Raw genomic sequence first — 17,053 nt, 5'->3', positions numbered from 1 at the left:
TACGACGTGGACGCACGGCGGTACGTCGACGTCACGGACGCCCGTGCGGATGCCGACCTGCACGACGTGTTCACGGACATCTACCGCACCAACCGCTGGGGCTCCGACGAGACCCGCTCGGGGCCCGGCTCCGAACTGCAGCGCATGAAGCGGGTCATGGCCCAAATCAGCGAACTGGTCAGGGAGTTGGGCGTGCGCTCGGTGCTGGACGCGCCGTGCGGCGACTTCAACTGGATGCGGTACGTCGATCTGCACGGCGCCGACTACCTGGGCGGCGACGTCGTCGCGGAACTCGTCGAGAGCAACCGCGCCCGTTACCGCTCGCCGGGCCGGGACTTCCAACTGCTCGACTTCACCGCACAGCCCGTGCCGCGCGTCGACCTCATCCTGTGCCGGGACGCCCTCGTGCACTTCTCCTACCAGCACGTGGTGGAGGCGCTGACCCGTTTCCGGGAGAGCGGCTCGCGTTACCTGCTCACCACGACCTTCTTCGGCACCCCCGCCAACACGGACATCCTCACCGGCTGGTGGCGGCCGATCAACCTGCGCCTCGCCCCCTTCGGGCTGCCCGAGCCACTGCGGGTGATCGGCGACGACGAGTCCGACGACTTCTACGAGGACAAGGCACTCGCGCTGTGGGACCTCGGGCAGATCCCGGCCCGCTTCCCCGGCTACGAGCCGGCGGCGGCCGAGTCGGGGTCGCTGGGCGCGTGAGCCCCGGGAGCGGTCGGCGGATCGTCGTCCGTCGTCCCCCGTACCCCGGCGATGCGGGCCACCATGCGCAGCGCCTCCTGCGCCGCCAGTGTCCGCGGATGCCGTAGCCCCAACACCTCCTCGCACGCCTCCCAGACCTCACTGAACTCGGCTTCCGCAGCGTCCAGTTCACCCTTCAGGCACAGCAGGTCGGCCAGGTTGTGCCGTACCGCCAGCGTCCCCGGATGCCGGCGCCCCAGCGTGTCCACACAGTCCGCCAGCACCGTCCGGTACTCCGCCTCCGCCTGCTCGACGCGTCCGCGCAGGTGCAGGACGTGGGCGGCGCCGTGCCGTACGGACAACGTCAGCAGGTGCTGTTCGCCGAGCACCGTCCGTCGGGCTTCGTACACCTCGCGGAACTCGGCCTCGGCCGCCTCCAGTTGGCCCCGGTCCGTCAGCAGGTCGGCCAGGTTGTGGCGGACGGCGAGGGTGCCGGGGTGGCGGGGGCCGAGGGTGTCGATGCAGTCGGCGAGGACGGTCCGGTACTCGGTCTCGGCCCGGTCGGTGCGTCCGCGCAGATGCAGGACGTGGGCGGCGCCGTGCCGTACGGAGAGGGTGAGCAGGTGCTGTTCGCCGAGCACCTCGCGACGCGCCTCGTACACCTCCCGGAACTCGGTCTCCGCCGCCTCCAGTTGGCCCCGTTCCATCAGCAGGTCGGCCAGGTTGTGGCGGACCACCAGGGTGTGCGGGTGCATGTCGCCGAGCAGCCTGCGGCGGACCTCGAAGACCTCCCGGAACTCGGTCTCCGCGTCGCCGGGCCAGCCCCGGTCGCGCAGCACGGTGGCCAGGCCGTGCCGGGAGGCGACCGTGTCGGGGTGGTCCTCGCCGTAGGAGTCGCCGCGCAGCTCCAGGACCGTGCGGAACTGGCGCTCCGCCTCGGCCAGCAGACCGCGGTCGCGCAGCACGTCGGCGAGGTCGTGGCGGACGGCGAGGGTGCCGGGGTTGCGTTCGCCGAGGACCTCGGCGCACACCTCCAGGGTCTCCCGCAGTTCCTGCTCGGCCTGCCGGAACATCCCTCGCTCGTGCAGCACCTGGGCCACGTCGTGGCGGCTCGCCAGGGTGTCGGGGTGGCGGTCGCCGAGCGCGTCGCGGTAGGCATCGAGAACCAGGCGGTGCTCCTCCTCGGCCTCCGCCAGCAGCCCGCGCTGCCGGGACATCCGGGCCACGCCCTTGCGGGCCGCGAGCGTCTGCGGGTCGCGCTCGCCGAGCAGGGTGCGCCGGGTGGCGTACACCGTGCGGTACTCGGCCTCCGCCTCGGCGGGCCGGCCCCGGTCGCACAGCAGTTCCGCGAGCGCGTAGCGGGCGTCGGCGGTCTCGCCCGCCGCGTCGCCGAACAGGGCGCGGGTGTCCTCCAGGACCGTACGGACCAGGGACTCGGCCGCGGAGAGCCGCCCCCGTAACTGGAGCAAGTGCGCTGCGGCGGACCGTACTTCGAGCGCGTCCGGGTCGCGGGGACCGCAGGCGAGGACGATCGGCTCGCAGGCGTCGAGGACCGCCTCGGCCCGGTCCAGCCAGCCCCGCCGGAAGAGGTGCCGCGCCCCGGCCGCCGCGGCGCGCAGTGCCTTGGAGACCAGGTCGTCCTCGGCCTCGTACGGATCGCCGATCAGGGCGAGCGGCGCGTCGCAGTGCGGGAGCAGCAGCCGCCAGCGCGGCCAGTCGCACGGGTCGTCCTCGCTGAGCTCGGCGGTGGCCGCGACGACCAGGTCGGCGACGACCGCGCCGTACTCCTGGAGGTGTTCGGCGAGATCCCGCTGGCCGCGTCCGGCGTCCCGGACGAGCGGGTGCAGCAGCAGGGTGCGCGCGTGCTCGTCGCCCCCGCGCGGGGTGTGCAGCTCGATCAGGCCGAAGTCGGCGAGCGAGGTGAGCGCGGTGAACAAGTCCTGCGGGGTGACACCGGGCAGCAGACGGGAGGCGGCGAGCCGGTCGGGGCGCAGCAGCCCGACCAGGGGCACGGGCGCGTCGCCCAGACAGCACAGCAGCCGCATCAGCGGGCGGGCCTGGGAGATTCCGCGCCGCTCCAGCAGGTCCAGGGAGAGCTCCCAAGTGCCGCTCACGGGAACGGTGTTGCTGTTGCCGGGCTGGCCGGGCGGGTCCTCGTCGAGGAGTTCGGTGAAGCGCTCGTCCAGGGCCGAGTGGTAGTCGGCGTACGTCCGTACGGCGCTGGTGCCCGGCCAGGCCGGGAACGCGGACGCCGCCGCGAGGTAGGAGCCCGCGATGCGCAGTGCCAGTGGCAGCCCGCCGAGCCGGCGCGCCAGCAGTCCCGCGTCCTCGCGCGATCCGGCCCGCTGCCCGGCGAGGTCACACAGCACGTCGGTGGCGTCCGTCTCCTCCAGCGCGTCCACCGGGTGCAGCGTCGCCCAGGGCCCCCAGGTCGCCGGGCTGCTGTCCCGGCTGGTGATCAGCACCAGGCCGGGCAGCTCGGCGGCCGGCCGGATCCAGCCGGTGCCCTCCGCCAACCGCCCGTGCGGGGCGAGATGTTCGGGTTCGTCGGCGTTGTCCACGATCAGCAGCCACGGCTCCGCCCGGTCGCACAGCCGCCGCCACAGCAGGTCCGTGGCGCTCGAACGCCCCGACCAGGCCCGGTCGATGAGATCGGCGGGCGTGCCCAGTGCGGCCACCACCTCGCGCATCCCGGCGCTCAGCGCGGCCGGGTTCGACGCGGTCACCCACCACACGTCCACGCCCAGCGCGGAGGCGTACGCGGCGATCTCCAGCGCGACCGTCGTCTTGCCGCCACCGCCCATGCCGTGCAGCACCCGCACACCCGAAGTCGGCTTGCCCACCAGGCACTTGAGCGCGTCGAGCAGCGGCTCCCGCCCGCGCACCCGGCGGTCGAGGCGGCCCAGGGGCGGGGCGACGGTCAGGGCGCCCGGGGTGGGCGACTGGGCCGCCGCCGTGGGAAGCGCGAACTGGGCGTGCTGCGCATGGATGACGATCGGCCGGCCCACGCCGGAGAACTCCTCCACGAACGCGGTCAGTTGGCCGGACAGCTCCGGATCCCGGGCCAGCAGCGTGCGCAGGGTGGCGTCCCACCGCTCCCGCTGCTCGCGCAGAATGATCTCCTGCCGGCCCGGCGGCGCGGCATCGAGCGCGGCTCGCGCCCGGTCCAGCTCCGCCACGCCCTCGCGCCCCAGGATCCGGAGGATCCTCTGCCGGGCCGCCTGCCAGGCGTCCGTGGTCATCAGCCCGACCATCGTGCCCGCGGCGGCGGCAGCGGTCTGGGTGAACAACTCTGCCCCGAACATCGAGGACCCCCCTGTCGGCACACACCTCGACGGCTACGTCCGAACCCCTCTCCCGACTTCAGGGTCTCATGTCACAGGCACCGAAGGGGGTTTGAGAGCGTTGGCGAAGTTCAGTTCGGGATCGCGGGAGTTCGGGAGTCCGGCAGTTCGGGAGTCCGGCAGTTTGGGAGTGCGGGAGCGCGGAATTTCGGGATGAGGGGCGGCCGTCGCGTTGTTGGCTCCGGTGACACCATGTGAGGGGAGCCAGCCGTACATGCGTATCGGAGTCGCACCGCATCGCCTGTGGCCCGCGGGGGAGCACGAGCTCGACGGCGTCCTGGAAACGGCCCGGACGGCCGAGGAACTGGGCTTCGACCACGTCATCGCGAGCAGTCATCTGCTGGCCGGGAATCTCGGAGTCACTCCGGACCCGCTCGTCCTGCTGTCCGCCGTGGCCGGGGCGACCAGCCGGATCGGCCTGGTGAGCAGTGTCCTGATTCTTCCCCTCTACAACCCGGTCGTGATCGCCCACCAGACCGCCACCCTCGACCGTCTCTCGGGCGGCCGTTTCACGCTGGGGGTCGGAACCGGCTGGGACGCCGAGGAGTTCGCCGCGGCGGGGGTGCCGTTCGCCGGGCGGGGCGGGCGCGCCGACGAACAGCTGGCCGTCGTACGGAGGCTGTGGCGGGGCGGCGAGGGGCAGCCGAGGCTCGGGGTGCGGCCGCGCACGGACGGCGGTCCCGAGGTGTGGGTCGGCGGACACAGCGACGCCGCGCTGCGCCGAGCGCTGCGGCACGGCGACGCCTGGCACGGCGCCGGCCTCGACGCGGCCGGGCTCACCGAGGTGCGGGACCGGCTGGCCGCGCTCGGGGAGGAGGCGGGTCGGGATCCGGCCATGCCGCCGCTGGAGCTGACGGCGGGGCAGTTCCTGCTGCCGCCGGGCTTCGCGGCGGCCGTACCCCCGCCCGGGCGTCCGCTGGGCGGTGCGGAGGCGACCGCGGAGAGCGTACGGGAGGAGCTCGGGCAGCTGGCCGACGCCGGGCTCGCCGCGTGCTCGCTGTGGCTGCCGGTGGCCACGGACGCGTTGCCGGACGCCCTGGCCTGGGTCGCCGACGAGGTCGTTGCCCATGTCTCGAAGGAGTGAGGGCCAGATTCACGCGATGGTGTGATCATGTCCCGCCCCGTGGATGCCCCCGCAGGGCCCTGGGTAGGGCCCGGCCATGACGCAGCAGCCCTTCGAACTCCCGCACTTCTACATGCCGTATCCCGCGCGGCTGAACCCACATGTCGACGAGGCCCGCGCCCACTCGACGGAGTGGGCGCGCGACATGGGCATGCTGGAGGGATCCGGGATCTGGGAGCAGGCTGACCTCGACGCGCACGACTACGGCCTGCTCTGCGCCTACACCCACCCCGACTGCGACGGCCCCGCTCTCTCGCTGATCACCGACTGGTACGTGTGGGTCTTCTTCTTCGACGACCACTTCCTGGAGATCTTCAAGCGCACCCAGGACCGCGCCGGCGGCAAGGCCTATCTGGACCGGCTTCCGCTGTTCATGCCGATGGACCTGTCGACGCCGATGCCCGAGCCGCAGAACCCGGTCGAGGCGGGCCTCGCCGACCTGTGGACGCGTACCGTGCCGTCGATGTCCGCGGACTGGCGCCGCCGCTTCGCCGTGGCCACCGAGCATCTGCTCAACGAGTCCCTGTGGGAGCTGTCCAACATCAACGAGGGGCGGATCGCCAACCCCGTCGAGTACATCGAGATGCGCCGCAAGGTGGGCGGCGCCCCCTGGTCGGCCGGACTCGTGGAGTACGCGACCGCCGAAGTGCCCCCGTCCGTGGCCGGGTCGAGGCCGCTCAGGGTGCTGATGGAGACCTTCTCCGACGGCGTCCACCTGCGCAACGACCTGTTCTCCTACCAGCGGGAGGTCGAGGACGAGGGCGAGCTCAGCAACGGCGTGCTCGTCCTGGAGACCTTCTTCGGCTGCACCACCCAGGAGGCCGCCGACACCGTCAACGACGTCCTCACCTCCCGCCTCCACCAGTTCGAGCACACCGCGCTGACCGAGGTCCCCGCCCTCGCCCTGGAGCAGGGACTTGCGCCGGACGAGGTGACCGCGGTCGCCAAGTACACGCAGGGGCTCCAGGACTGGCAGTCCGGCGGCCACGAATGGCACATGCGGTCGAGCAGGTACATGAACGCGCGGGCCCGGGCCAGCAAGCCGTGGCAGGTGCCGACCGGGCCCGGCACCTCCGCAGCCGACGTCGGCGCACTGCTCGCCTCGGCCGGCGCCGAACGCCTGCGCGCGTACACGCACGTCCCGTACCAGAAGGTCGGGCCGTCCCGGCTGCCCGACTTCTCCATGCCCTTCCAGCTCGCACTCAGCCCGCACCTGGAGGGCGCCCGCCACCGCCTCACCGACTGGGTGAACGCCATGGGCATCCTCCAGGAAGGCGTCTGGGACGAGGACAAGCTCGCCGCCTACGACCTTCCGCTGTGCTCGGCCGGCATCGACCCGGACGCGACCGCCGAGGCCCTGGACCTCAGCTCGCAGTGGCTCGCCTGGGGCACCTACGGCGACGACTACTACCCCCTCGTCTTCGGCCACCGCCGCGACCTGGCCGCCGCCCGTCTGACCACGGAACGCCTGTCGGCCTGCATGCCCGTCGACGGCGAGGAGGCAGCCGTCCCGGTCAACGCCATGGAGCGAGGACTCACCGACCTGTGGGCGCGTACGACGGCGGGGATGACCCCCGACCAGCGACGCACCCTGAAGGCCGCGATCGACGTGATGACCGAGAGCTGGGTGTGGGAGCTGTCCAACCAGCTCCAGAACCGCATCCCCGACCCGGTCGACTACCTGGAGATGCGCCGTGCCACCTTCGGCGCCGACCTCACCATGAGCTTGTGCCGCATGGGCCACGGCGCGGCCGTCCCGCCACAGGTGTACCGCAGCGGCCCCGTCCGCTCCCTGGAGAACGCCGCCGTCGACTACGCCTGCCTGCTCAACGACGTGTTCTCCTACCAGAAGGAGATCGAGTACGAGGGCGAGATCCACAACGCGATCCTCGTCGTGCAGAATTTCTTCGGCATCGACTACCCGACCGCCCTCGGTGTCGTGCACGACCTGATGACCCAGCGGATGCAGCAGTTCGAACACGTCGCCGCACACGAACTGCCGCTCGTGTACGAGGACTTCGGCCTGTCCGAGGAGGCGCGCGAGGCCATGGGGAACTACGTGCTGGACCTGCAGAACTGGATGGCGGGAATCCTGAACTGGCATCGGGAGGTCGACCGTTACAAGGCCGACTACCTGGCCCGCCGTGCCCACGGGTTCCTGCCGGACCGGCCTCCCGCCGTGCCCGTCGGCTGACGTCCGCGAAACGCGTCAGACGGGCTGTCCCGCGGCCCGTGCCGCGTGCTCCACCGCGGCTCGCGCCAGCGCCCGGACGATCGGGTGCGGGCGCGAGCCGTCGCCGGAAAGCTCCGGCTGGAAGAGGGTGGCCAGGAAGAAGGAGTGGCCCGGGAGTTCGGCGATCCGGACGTGGCCGTCCTCGTCGTACCCGGAGAAGCGCAGACCGTGCGCGCGCAGCGTGTCGAGGTGGCGCGTGGGGCCGTACGCGCAGAAGTAGCGCTCGACCGTGCGCTCCGAGCCGATCACGGACTGGGCGAGCGAACCCGCCTCGACGCGCACCACGGACTCGTGGCCCACGAGCGAACAGGCCAGCGGCTCGATGAGGAAGTCGTCGGCGTCGGGGTCGTTCTCGGCGTGTGCCACCCGCGTCAGTCCGCACACGTCACGGGCGTACTCCAGGAGCGCGTGCTGGAAACCGCCGCACGTCCCGAGGAACGGAATTCCCGCCACGCGCGCGGTACGGACCGCGGCGAGCACGCCGGTCTCGCTGCGGTACGGGCTGCCGGGTACGACCCACACCGCGTCGAACCCGCGGACGGCGTCCTCGTCCTCCGCCTCCTCGGACGGGATCCAGTAGGCGTCCAGGACGATCCGGTCGCGCTCGGCGAGGGCGTCGAGGAGGAGCGGGATGCGGGTGTGCGACACGACGTTGGGGGAGCGGTCGCCGACGAGGGCGAGCCGGGCTGTGGTGGTGGTCATGGGCTCATCCTGCGCGCGGCCCGGAATTCACGTCCAACGATGATTTCTGCACTCTCGATAAGCGGAGCTGATGTGGTGCGGGATCCTGGCGGACATGGATCCGCACCTCCTGCGCACGTACGTCACCGTCGCCCGTCTCTCCTCCTTCTCGGAGGCCGCCCGCACGCTGGGCTACACCCAGTCGGCGGTGTCCCAGCACATCGCGGCCCTGGAGCAGGACCTCGGGGCACCGCTGCTCACCCGCCGTCCCGTCGCGCCCACGGCGGCCGGCGAGCGGCTCCTCGAACACGCGGGCCCGCTGCTGCTGCGCCTGGACGCGGCCCGTGCGGACGTCGTACGGATGGCCGCCGCGCCCGAGCCCGGCCTGACGCTCGCCGTCGCACCGACGGCCCTCGGCCCGCGTGCCGTCGCCGCGCTGCCCGCGGCCGGTGTGACGGTGCGGGTGCTGGCCCGCGACGGGATCCCCGCGGCCGTCGCCACCGGCACGGCCGACCTGGGCCTGGTCGACGGCCTGGCCGCGCCCAGCGACCCGCTGCGGCTGCCCGACGTGGCCCCGCTGACCACGCACGGCGTCGACGAGGAGCCCGTGTGCGTCCTGCTGCCCACCGCCCATCCGCTGGCCCGGCGCACCGGGCTGCGCCTCACGGACCTCGCCGACGCGCGCTGGCTGGACGCACCCGATGCCGGCCTGCCGCTCGCCCAGCTTCGTGCGGCAGGCGGGGGCCACGGCTTCCGGCCCGCCCTGCGCTACGAGGGCACCGACGTGCGCGTCCTGACCGCCCTGTCCGCCGCGGGCCACGGCCTGACCCTGCTGCCCCGGTCGGCGGCCGCCGGGGTGCCGGGCGCGGTCGCCGTCCCGGTCACCGAGCCGCGGGTCGTGCACCGGACGGAACTGGTGTGCACGGGGGCGCCGCGGGGAGCGGCGGCTCGGCTGGTGGAGGTGTTGGTGGGGCGGGTGTGAGTACCTTCCCGCCCTTGACCGAGGGTCAGTCTCACTCGTTCGTGGCTCGTGGAGCGCCGGTGTGCCGGGTAGACCAGCAGGCGGGATCGGTCCGTATCCGCCGGAGGCGATCCGCACCAGCCGGAGGCGATCCATGGAACAGACTGCGTTGCGTCCCAAGCCGATGCCCGGTCGGGAACCGCGCGGCGGCACCAAGTCCGGTTCCGCCCGGCGCCCGCACGCCGCCCGCCGACGTGGCCGACGGCTGAGGGCCCTGCTGTTCGCCCTGTTCGTCGGCACGGTCCTGGTCCTGTCCGGGATCGGCCTCGGCACGGTCGGCGCCACGGTGATCGGCATGAGCAAACTCGCCGAACTCCAGCGACAGGCGGGGGAGCAGGGGCAGCCCGGGCCGGGCGGCCGGGGGAGCACGTCCACCTCTGCGCACTCCGGACCGTCCGCGTCGGACCCGGCCGCTTCACCGGCACCCGTCGCCGTGACCCTCGGCCTGGAAGCCGTGGACGCCGAGAAGCCGGGCGCCCTGGTCGTGGGCGTCCATGTCCCCGGCCCGGCGTACACGGCGGGCCTGGTCCGCGGTGACGTGCTCCTGGCGTTCGGCCGGACCCGGGTCGACTCGGCGGCCGACCTCGCCCGAGCCGTCGCCGACGCCCGCCCCGGCAAGGCGATCGTGCTGACGGTGCGTCACCGCAGCGGTGGCTACCAGCAGTTGACGGCAGTCCCCGGCGTCGTCACATGACCACCCTTAAGTGGCCCGTCAGCCGCCCCTCGACGTCCGGCGCATGAAAGGCCGGCTCGATTCGGAGCGTCCCGGTACGCGACCCGCTGGCCCTCCCGGGACGGCCACAGCGTCCGGGAGGGGCGTCATTGCTAATGGAAAAAGGTGATCCAGACATTAGGTTTAATGGTTGTGCAATACCCATGCGTTAGGGATGGTGGTCGACGACGCGCACAAAAGACGTGACAACCGGCTCGCGCGGCCCCCGCTGTCCGGGCAGGATGCTGCCCGTAGTCCCTTCACCCGCCCCGGGAGGCCCGGATGACCGGCAGTACGGCCGCGCCCTTCACCGCCGACGACTACAGGGCCCGTATGGAGCGCGCGGCGACGGTGGCCGCCGAGGCCGGGCTGGCCGGGCTGCTGGTGGCACCGGGACCGGACCTGGTGTGGCTCACCGGCTACGCGCCCACCGCGACCACCGAACGGCTCACCCTGCTGGTCCTCGCTCCCGGACAGGACCCCGTCCTGGTCGTCCCCACCCTGGAGGCCCCGGACGCCGCGAAGGCGTCCGGCGCGTCCGCCCTGACCCTGCGGGACTGGACCGACGGCAAGGACCCCTACGCCGCCACCGCCGCCCTCCTCGACGCCTCCGGCAGCTTCGGCGTCAGCGACAACGCCTGGGCGATGCACCTCCTGGGACTGCAGAAGGCGCTGCCGGGCACCTCCTACGCCTCCCTCACCGAGGCCCTGCCGATGCTGCGCGCCGTCAAGGACGCGGCGGAGCTGGAGCTGTTGGCGGCCGCGGGCGCGGCCGCAGACGCAACGTTCGAGGAGATCCGGAACGTTCCCTTCACCGGCCGCAGGGAGTCGGAGATCGCCGCGGACCTCGGCCGGCTGCTGCGCGAACACGGCCACGCACAGGTCGACTTCACGATCGTCGCCTCGGGCCCGAACGGCGCCAACCCGCACCACGAGGTGGGTGACCGGGTCGTCGAGCGGGGCGACATGGTCGTCCTGGACTTCGGCGGTCTCAAGGACGGCTACGGCTCCGACACCTCCCGCACGGTCCACGTCGGCGAACCCAGCGACGAGGAACGCCGGGTGCACGACCTCGTGCGCGAGGCCCAGGAGGCGGGCTTTCGGGCCGTACGGCCCGGCGTCGCCTGCCAGGAGGTCGACCGGGCCGCCCGCTCGGTCATCGCCGACGCCGGGTACGGCGAGTACTTCATCCACCGCACCGGCCACGGCATCGGCGTCACCACGCACGAGCCGCCGTACATGATCGAGGGCGAGGAACAGCCCCTCGTGCCCGGCATGTGCTTCTCCGTGGAACCCGGCATCTACCTGCCGGGCCGGTTCGGGGTACGCATCGAGGACATCGTCACGGTCACCGAGGACGGCGGCCGCCGCCTCAACGACACGACCCGCGAGATGGTGATAGTGGACTGACGCAGCAGCGGTGACAACAGCACGAGCAGGAGCCCCTACGTCCTCAGGAACGACAACGGCGCGACCATGACCCAGGCACCGACACCCACCGCGGACACCGTCCGCCGGCTGGTCCGTACCCTGCTCAAGGAGGGCGCGGCCAACGCGGCCGGCCCCGACGTCCGGCCCGCCGCCGAGGGCGGCGAGCCCGCCACCTGGTGGGTCGGCACGCGCCATGTGCTGCGCCTCGCCCCCGACCGCGAGGCCGCCGCCCGCCGACGCCGCGAACTGCGCCTGCGTGACCTCGTCCGCCCCCACCTGACGGTCGCGGTGCCGACGAGCGTGGCGCACGGCGAGTGGGCGCCCGGGCTGGCGTACACGCTGGACACGAAGCTGCCCGGCGGCTCGGGAGAGGACCACGACGTGTCCGCCGTCGGCGAGGCCGACCTGGCCGGGCTGCTCACGGGCCTGCGCGAGGTGCCGGTCCGCCAGGCGGAGGCGCTCGGGGTGCCGCGCACCGGCCCGCGCTCCCTGGAAGCCCTGCGCCGGGAGGCCGAGCGCGCCGCCGAACGCCTCGCCGCTGCCGACGAGTTCGACCCCGGCCGCCTCCAGCAGCTCACGGCCCCGGCCGCGGTCCAGCTCGCCGCCCAGTCCGGCACCGCGGTCCTCGTCCACCACGGCCTCACCGGCGACCATCTCGTGGTCAGCGCCGACGGCCGGGTGCGCGGGGTTCTGGACTGGACCGACGCGGTCGTCGGTGATCCCGCCGAGGACATCGCAGGCCTCGCCCGCGCCGTCGGCTCCCCGGCCGCCGTCCGCGCCGCCACTCTCGCCGGCTACGGCGCCCGCCCCTGCCTGCGCGGCCTCTGGCTGGCCCGCTGCGACACGGTCATCCATCTCGCTGCCCGCCTGAAGGGCCGCGACGACACACCCCTGCCCCTGCTCAGGACCCGGCTGCGACGGGCCTGGGAGGCGATCCTGCTGGAACGGGTGACGGAACTGCGGGACGACGAGGCGGGCGAGGCGGGCGAGGCGGGCGAGTAGCGGTATGGGCCGGTGGCCGCCCTCTTCCACGGCCTGGGCCCGGAACGCGCCCGAACCCTGCCGGGTGGGCCGGTGACGCAGTCCTGACCGCCGCCTCGGTGCACGCCTGCCTGCCGGCCGTCGCAGCGGCACTCGCGCTGACCGGCGCGGAGCGGGACCAGGCGCCGGCCCGGATCGACGACTGGCCCGGGGACAAGGACGCCGCGGCACTCCTCGACGGCCCGCTGCGGGTGTGGAGACAGGCGGCGGCAGCGGGCCTGGGGCTGCTGTCCGCCCGCATCCGGTTCTGATCTCGCATCCGGTTCTGATCCCGCATCCGGTTCTGATCCCGCATCCGGTTCTGATCCCGCGTCCGGTTCCGACGAGGGGACGGGCAGGCGACGAGGGGCCGGGCGGACTCAGTCCTGCAGGAGCACCACGCACGACTCCCCGGGCACGTGCAGCATCCCGTCCGGCCCCGACGCCTCGACGGGCTCCCAGGCGGCGAGCACGCGCGCGGGTCGGGAGCCGAGAGGGATCGCCGCCGGCTCCTTGGCCAGGTTCACGACCACACGGACGTCCCCCCGACGGAAGGCGAGCCATCGGCTCTCCTCGTCGTACGCCACCTTGGTGTCGGCAAGATCGGGATCCGTGAGGTCCGCCTGCTCGTGCCGAAGGGCGATGAGCCGGCGGTACCAGGCCAGCACACGCGCGTGGGGCTCGCTCTCGGGCTCGGACCAGTCGAGGCAGGAGCGGTCGCGGGTGGCGGGGTCCTGCGGGTCAGGGACGTCCTCCTCGGCCCAGCCGTGCGCCGCGAACTCCCGCCGCCTGCCCTGCCGTACGGCTTCGGCGAGCTCCGGATCGGTGTGGTCGGTGAAGAACTGCCAGGGCGTGCCCGCCGCCCACTCCTCGCCCATGAACAGCATCGGCGTGAAGGGAGCGGTGAGCGTCAGCGTGGCCGCGCAGGCCAGCAGGCCGGGGGAGAGGGAGGCGGACAGGCGGTCGCCCTGGGCGCGGTTGCCGACCTGGTCGTGGGTCTGGGTGTAGCCGAGGAGCCGGTGTGCCGCCACGCGGTTGCGGTCCAGGGGGCGGCCGTGGCGCCTGTCCCGGAAGCTCGAGTACGTGCCGTCGTGGAAGTAGCCGCCGGCGAGCGTCTTGGCGACCGCCGCCAGCGGGGCGCGCGCGAAGTCGGCGTAGTAGCCCTGGGACTCGCCGGTGAGCGCGGTGTGCAGGGCGTGGTGGAAGTCGTCGTTCCACTGCGCGTGCAGCCCGAGGCCGCCCTCCGCGCGCGGGGTGACGAGCCGCGGATCGTTCAGATCGGACTCGGCGATCAGGAACAGCGGCCGGCCCAGGTCGCCGGCCAGGCCGTCCACGGCCGTCGACAGGTCCTCCAGATAGTGACGCGCGCGCGTGTCCGCCAGCGCGTGCACCGCGTCCAGGCGCAGCCCGTCCATCCGGTAGTCGCGCAGCCACGCCAGCGCGCTGTCCAGCAGATACGCCCGCACCTCGTCCGAGCCGGGCGCGTCCAGGTTCACCGCGGAACCCCAGGGCGTGTGGTGGGTGTCCGTGAAGTACGGGCCGAACGCGGGAAGGTAGTTGCCGGACGGGCCCAGGTGGTTGTGCACCACGTCCAGGACCACGCCCAGACCGAGCTCGTGCGCCCGGTCGACAAAGCGTTTCAGCGCCTCGGGGCCGCCGTACGGCTCGTGCACCGCCCACAGCGAGACCCCCTCGTACCCCCACCCGTGCCGCCCGGGGAAGGGACACAAGGGCATCAACTCGACGTGGGTGATGCCCAGTTCGACGAGATGCCCGAGCCGCTCGGCCGCCGCGTCCAGGGTGCCCTCGGGTGTGTACGTGCCCACGTGCAGCTCGTACAGCACCGCACCCGGCAGCGCACGGCCCGACCACTGGGCCTGCCACGCGTACCGCTCGTGCTCGACGACCGCGCTCAGCCCGTCCGGGCCGTCCGGCTGCCGGCGCGACCGCGGATCGGGCAGCACGGGACCGTCGTCCACCGCGAAGCCGTACCGCGTGCCGTCCCGCGCGTCCGCCTCTCCCCACCACCAACCCACGCGCGCCGGATCGCGCTCCAACGCGCGCGTGGCGCCGTCGCAATGGAGCGTCACGCGATCGGCCTGCGGTGCCCACACCTCGAACTGCACGGACGGTTCCCCTTCGTCTGCTCACCGTGATGTAGCCCGTCCCATCGTGCTTCAAACGAGATCAATACGCCGGTGAATCCGCCCCATTGCAGCAGGTGTCGCCGGTTACGCGGGCGCGGCGGCCGTTTTCGCGTTTTCTGGACACCCGGCGTTCACTGTCCGACAATCACGAGCGTGACGTCGTCCTTCGAGTTCAACACGTACCCCGCGCGGTTGTCCGACGCGGAGCGCGACAAGGCGTTGAAGGTGCTCCGTGACGGCGTCGCCATGGGCCGGCTCTCGCACGACACGTTCGTCCGGCGGATGGAACTGGCGCTCTCGGCCCGCCGCTCCGACGAGCTCGCGGTGCTCACCGCCGACCTGCCCACGGAGAGTCGCGTCGCACGCCTGGTGTTCGGCACCGTGGAGGCGGTCTCCGGCTTCACCGTACGCCTGCGCAGGGCCTGGCAGGCGGAGCGGCTCCCCAAGCTGCTGCTGCCCCACCCCGGCAACGGCCACGCCCTGCGCATAGGCCGTGACCCCGCCAACGGGCTGCGTCTGACCCACGAGACGGTGTCCCGGGTGCACGCCGAACTCAGCCGCCAGGGCGGCATGTGGGTGCTGCGCGACCTCGGCTCGACCAACGGCACGACGGTGAACGGACGGCGGGTCATCGGCGCTGCCGTCGTCCGCGAGGGCGACCAGGTCGGGTTCGGACGGATGGCCTTCCGGCTCGCGGCCGACTGAGTTCACTGAGTCAACGCTTAGCTCTGGCCCATGCTTTACGCACTGCTGTGGCTCAAGTCCCTTTGCTCTTCATGGTGTTGACGTACCCCTCAAGTCGTGACTGACTGTGTGTACACCATGCACACCAGGTGAACCGACGGCACCACATTGTGGAGGTGTGCCCTGCCGCCACTCCTCCGCTACCCGACCGTCGACGAACTCGCCGCCCGGGCGGCCACCCTGGTCGCCCGCCATCCCGAGGCCGCCCGACTGCGCCGGGCCGGCACCTCTCGCGCGGGCACCCCCATGTGGCTGCTCTCCATCGGTCACGGCAGCCGCCAGGCCCTCGTCGTGGCGGGCCCGCACGCCAACGAGCCCGTGGGCGGCGCCACCGTCCTGCGGCTGGCCGAGCGCGCCCTCGCCGACCCCACCCTCACCGTGGGCGCCGACGCCACCTGGAACCTGCTGCTCTGCCTCGACCCCGACGGCCTGCGCCGCAACGAACGCTGGCTGCGCGGCCCGTACACCCTCGGCCACTACTTCCGGAACTTCTTCCGGCCCGGCTTCCTGGAACAGCCCGAATGGCTGCCCGACGGGGCGGCCGGCGCCGTACTGCCCGAAACCCGGGCCCTGCTCGACCTCCAGGACGAACTGCGGCCCTTCTTCCAGTGCTCCCTGCACGGCGTCGACGTCGGCGGCGGCTTCGTCGAGCTCACCCGTGACCTGCCCGGCCTCGCGCAGCGCGTCATGCACACCGCGGCCCGCCTCGGCATACCGCGCGAACTCGGCCCGTACGACACCCTGTACTGGCCGAACCTCGGGCCCGCCGTCTACCGAATACCACCGCCCAGGCCGACCGACCTGGCCGCGGCGATCACCGAGGCCGCCGTCGAGTCCACCTGGTTCCACCCGCACCGGCACGGCACGGTGACCGCCGTCGTCGAAGCGCCCATGTGGGGCGTGGCCGCCGTGGAGGACGGCACACCGCCCGCCGACGCCGCCGCGGTGCTGCGCACCGTGAGCCACACCCTGCGCCACGACGCACACCTCCTGGAACGCCTCCTCGCCCGGATCCGGCCCCACCTCGCCGCCGTACCGGACGCGGCCCGCCTGCTCGCCCCGGTCGAGGACTATTTACTGGTCTGCCCCGGCCTCGCCGACGCGTGGGACCCCGACGTCCCCGTGGGCGAGCGCCCGCTGCCGGTGCTCAGCACCGCCCACCTGACCGCCCTGCGCATCGCCGGCCGGCGCCTCGCCCTGCGGACTGCGGGGCTGCTGCACCAGCTCCTGACCCGCACCGGCATCGACCCGGCCGCTGCCCTGCCCGAACTGGACCGGCTGGTCGACGAGTGGTGCGCCGACTACCGCGACGGCTGCGGGGCGCGCTGGATCCCCGTCGCGCGCCAGGTGGAGTACCAGTCACGGGTCGTCCTCGCCGCGTTCGAGCTCGCCGGGCGGTACTCGCCCGCGTGCTCCCGTTCGGGTGAGTCGGGGTGGGGTTCCGAGGCCGCCGTGCCGATGCATCGGGAATGACATACACCACCACAGCGACAGCGGTACGGGGCGGTCTGCTCGCGGCGGCCGCCCTCCTGCTCGCCACCGCAGCCCCGGCGCAGGCAGCGCCCCAGGAGCCCGCCGGGGGCGACTGGCTCTTCGTCACGGTCACCATGGGCGACGCCCGCACCAGCAGCATCCGCGGCACCCTGCTGCTGTGCGACCCGCCCCAGGGCCACGGACGCGCCGCCGAGGCCTGCGCGCAGCTGGAGACGGCCGACGGTGACATCGGAGCCGTCCCGACCCGGGAGGTGTACTGCCCGATGGTCTACGCGCCGGTGACCGCCCACGCGCGCGGGCAGTGGCACGGCCGGCCCGTCGAGTACAAGGAGACCTTCTCCAGCACGTGTGTGCTGGGGGCGCGGACGGGGGCGGTCTTCGCGCTGGACGGGTGATGCGGCATGCGGTGA

Annotated in this window: 14 protein-coding genes; 11 read left to right on the top strand and 3 right to left on the bottom strand. The window is 73.0% G+C overall.

All coding sequences use genetic code 11. The annotated features are described in order from the left end of the window. Positions 1 to 6 precede the first annotated feature (6 nt). Positions 7 to 714, top strand: coding sequence for a class I SAM-dependent methyltransferase (locus tag ADK57_RS38040; protein ID WP_234390532.1), 708 nt, complete (start codon positions 7 to 9; stop codon positions 712 to 714). On the opposite strand, the gene ADK57_RS38035 is transcribed toward ADK57_RS38040, so the two are convergent. Continuing rightward, positions 672 to 3,998 (bottom strand): tetratricopeptide repeat protein, encoded by a 3,327-nt coding sequence (locus ADK57_RS38035; RefSeq protein WP_053754259.1) that lies wholly within the window; start codon positions 3,996 to 3,998, stop codon positions 672 to 674. The genes ADK57_RS38040 and ADK57_RS38035 overlap by 43 nt on opposite strands. A gap of 253 nt (positions 3,999 to 4,251) precedes the next feature. Here ADK57_RS38035 and ADK57_RS38030 point away from each other — a divergent pair, with 253 nt between their 5' ends. Then, positions 4,252 to 5,121 carry an LLM class flavin-dependent oxidoreductase gene (locus tag ADK57_RS38030; RefSeq protein ID WP_053754258.1) on the top strand — a complete coding sequence of 290 codons (870 nt, stop codon included), beginning with the start codon at positions 4,252 to 4,254 and terminating at the stop codon, positions 5,119 to 5,121. Positions 5,122 to 5,197: 76 nt separating this feature from the next. Further along, complete coding sequence (gene cyc2, locus ADK57_RS38025; RefSeq protein ID WP_053754257.1) at positions 5,198 to 7,354, top strand: germacradienol/geosmin synthase Cyc2; 2,157 nt, start codon at positions 5,198 to 5,200, stop codon at positions 7,352 to 7,354. Positions 7,355 to 7,369: 15 nt separating this feature from the next. Here cyc2 and ADK57_RS38020 read toward each other — a convergent pair whose 3' ends face one another. Continuing rightward, positions 7,370 to 8,095, bottom strand: a complete 726-nt coding sequence (locus tag ADK57_RS38020) for a glutamine amidotransferase-related protein (protein WP_053754256.1) — start codon at positions 8,093 to 8,095, stop codon at positions 7,370 to 7,372. 94 nt (positions 8,096 to 8,189) lie between these two features. On the opposite strand from ADK57_RS38020, the gene ADK57_RS38015 reads away from it, so the two are divergent. From ADK57_RS38015 to ADK57_RS37995, 5 genes are all read left to right on the top strand, one after another. Next, positions 8,190 to 9,056 (top strand): LysR family transcriptional regulator, encoded by an 867-nt coding sequence (locus tag ADK57_RS38015; protein ID WP_053754275.1) that lies wholly within the window; start codon positions 8,190 to 8,192, stop codon positions 9,054 to 9,056. Positions 9,057 to 9,189: 133 nt separating this feature from the next. Next, positions 9,190 to 9,789, top strand: coding sequence for a PDZ domain-containing protein (locus ADK57_RS38010; protein WP_053754255.1), 600 nt, complete (start codon positions 9,190 to 9,192; stop codon positions 9,787 to 9,789). Positions 9,790 to 10,089: 300 nt separating this feature from the next. Beyond that, positions 10,090 to 11,217 (top strand): aminopeptidase P family protein, encoded by a 1,128-nt coding sequence (locus ADK57_RS38005; protein ID WP_053754254.1) that lies wholly within the window; start codon positions 10,090 to 10,092, stop codon positions 11,215 to 11,217. A gap of 66 nt (positions 11,218 to 11,283) precedes the next feature. Next, positions 11,284 to 12,240, top strand: coding sequence for an aminoglycoside phosphotransferase family protein (locus ADK57_RS38000; protein WP_053754253.1), 957 nt, complete (start codon positions 11,284 to 11,286; stop codon positions 12,238 to 12,240). Between the two features lie 98 nt (positions 12,241 to 12,338). After that, complete coding sequence (locus ADK57_RS37995) at positions 12,339 to 12,530, top strand: hypothetical protein (protein ID WP_053754252.1); 192 nt, start codon at positions 12,339 to 12,341, stop codon at positions 12,528 to 12,530. Between the two features lie 108 nt (positions 12,531 to 12,638). Here the strand turns inward: ADK57_RS37995 and treZ are convergent, their stop codons facing one another. Beyond that, complete coding sequence (treZ, locus tag ADK57_RS37990) at positions 12,639 to 14,384, bottom strand: malto-oligosyltrehalose trehalohydrolase (protein WP_053754251.1); 1,746 nt, start codon at positions 14,382 to 14,384, stop codon at positions 12,639 to 12,641. Positions 14,385 to 14,558: 174 nt separating this feature from the next. On the opposite strand from treZ, the gene ADK57_RS37985 reads away from it, so the two are divergent. The 3 genes from ADK57_RS37985 (at position 14,559) to ADK57_RS37975 (ending at position 17,038) form a co-directional block, all read left to right on the top strand. Continuing rightward, positions 14,559 to 15,110, top strand: a complete 552-nt coding sequence (locus ADK57_RS37985; protein ID WP_053754250.1) for a DUF1707 and FHA domain-containing protein — start codon at positions 14,559 to 14,561, stop codon at positions 15,108 to 15,110. Between the two features lie 147 nt (positions 15,111 to 15,257). Beyond that, positions 15,258 to 16,622: a M14 family zinc carboxypeptidase gene (locus ADK57_RS37980; protein ID WP_053754249.1), complete on the top strand. Its 1,365-nt coding sequence runs from the start codon at positions 15,258 to 15,260 to the stop codon at positions 16,620 to 16,622. Then, positions 16,619 to 17,038 carry an SSI family serine proteinase inhibitor gene (locus ADK57_RS37975; RefSeq protein ID WP_053754248.1) on the top strand — a complete coding sequence of 140 codons (420 nt, stop codon included), beginning with the start codon at positions 16,619 to 16,621 and terminating at the stop codon, positions 17,036 to 17,038. Before ADK57_RS37980 ends, ADK57_RS37975 begins: the two co-directional genes overlap by 4 nt. The last annotated feature ends 15 nt before the right edge of the window (positions 17,039 to 17,053 follow it).

It is taken from the genome of Streptomyces sp. MMG1533 (assembly GCF_001279775.1).
Taxonomy (GTDB): domain Bacteria; phylum Actinomycetota; class Actinomycetes; order Streptomycetales; family Streptomycetaceae; genus Streptomyces.
Note: the sequence above shows the minus strand (reverse complement) of the source record. Positions and strands in the feature narration are given on the sequence as shown.

Coding starts and splice junctions, on each gene's coding strand:
- ADK57_RS38020 (WP_053754256.1), bottom strand. CDS start 8,095: ATGACCACCACCACAGCCCGGCTCGCCCTCGTCGGCGACCGCTCCCCC.
- cyc2 (WP_053754257.1), top strand. CDS start 5,198: ATGACGCAGCAGCCCTTCGAACTCCCGCACTTCTACATGCCGTATCCC.
- ADK57_RS38000 (WP_053754253.1), top strand. CDS start 11,284: ATGACCCAGGCACCGACACCCACCGCGGACACCGTCCGCCGGCTGGTC.
- ADK57_RS37975 (WP_053754248.1), top strand. CDS start 16,619: ATGACATACACCACCACAGCGACAGCGGTACGGGGCGGTCTGCTCGCG.
- ADK57_RS38010 (WP_053754255.1), top strand. CDS start 9,190: ATGGAACAGACTGCGTTGCGTCCCAAGCCGATGCCCGGTCGGGAACCG.
- ADK57_RS38030 (WP_053754258.1), top strand. CDS start 4,252: ATGCGTATCGGAGTCGCACCGCATCGCCTGTGGCCCGCGGGGGAGCAC.
- ADK57_RS38015 (WP_053754275.1), top strand. CDS start 8,190: ATGGATCCGCACCTCCTGCGCACGTACGTCACCGTCGCCCGTCTCTCC.
- ADK57_RS38005 (WP_053754254.1), top strand. CDS start 10,090: ATGACCGGCAGTACGGCCGCGCCCTTCACCGCCGACGACTACAGGGCC.
- ADK57_RS38035 (WP_053754259.1), bottom strand. CDS start 3,998: ATGTTCGGGGCAGAGTTGTTCACCCAGACCGCTGCCGCCGCCGCGGGC.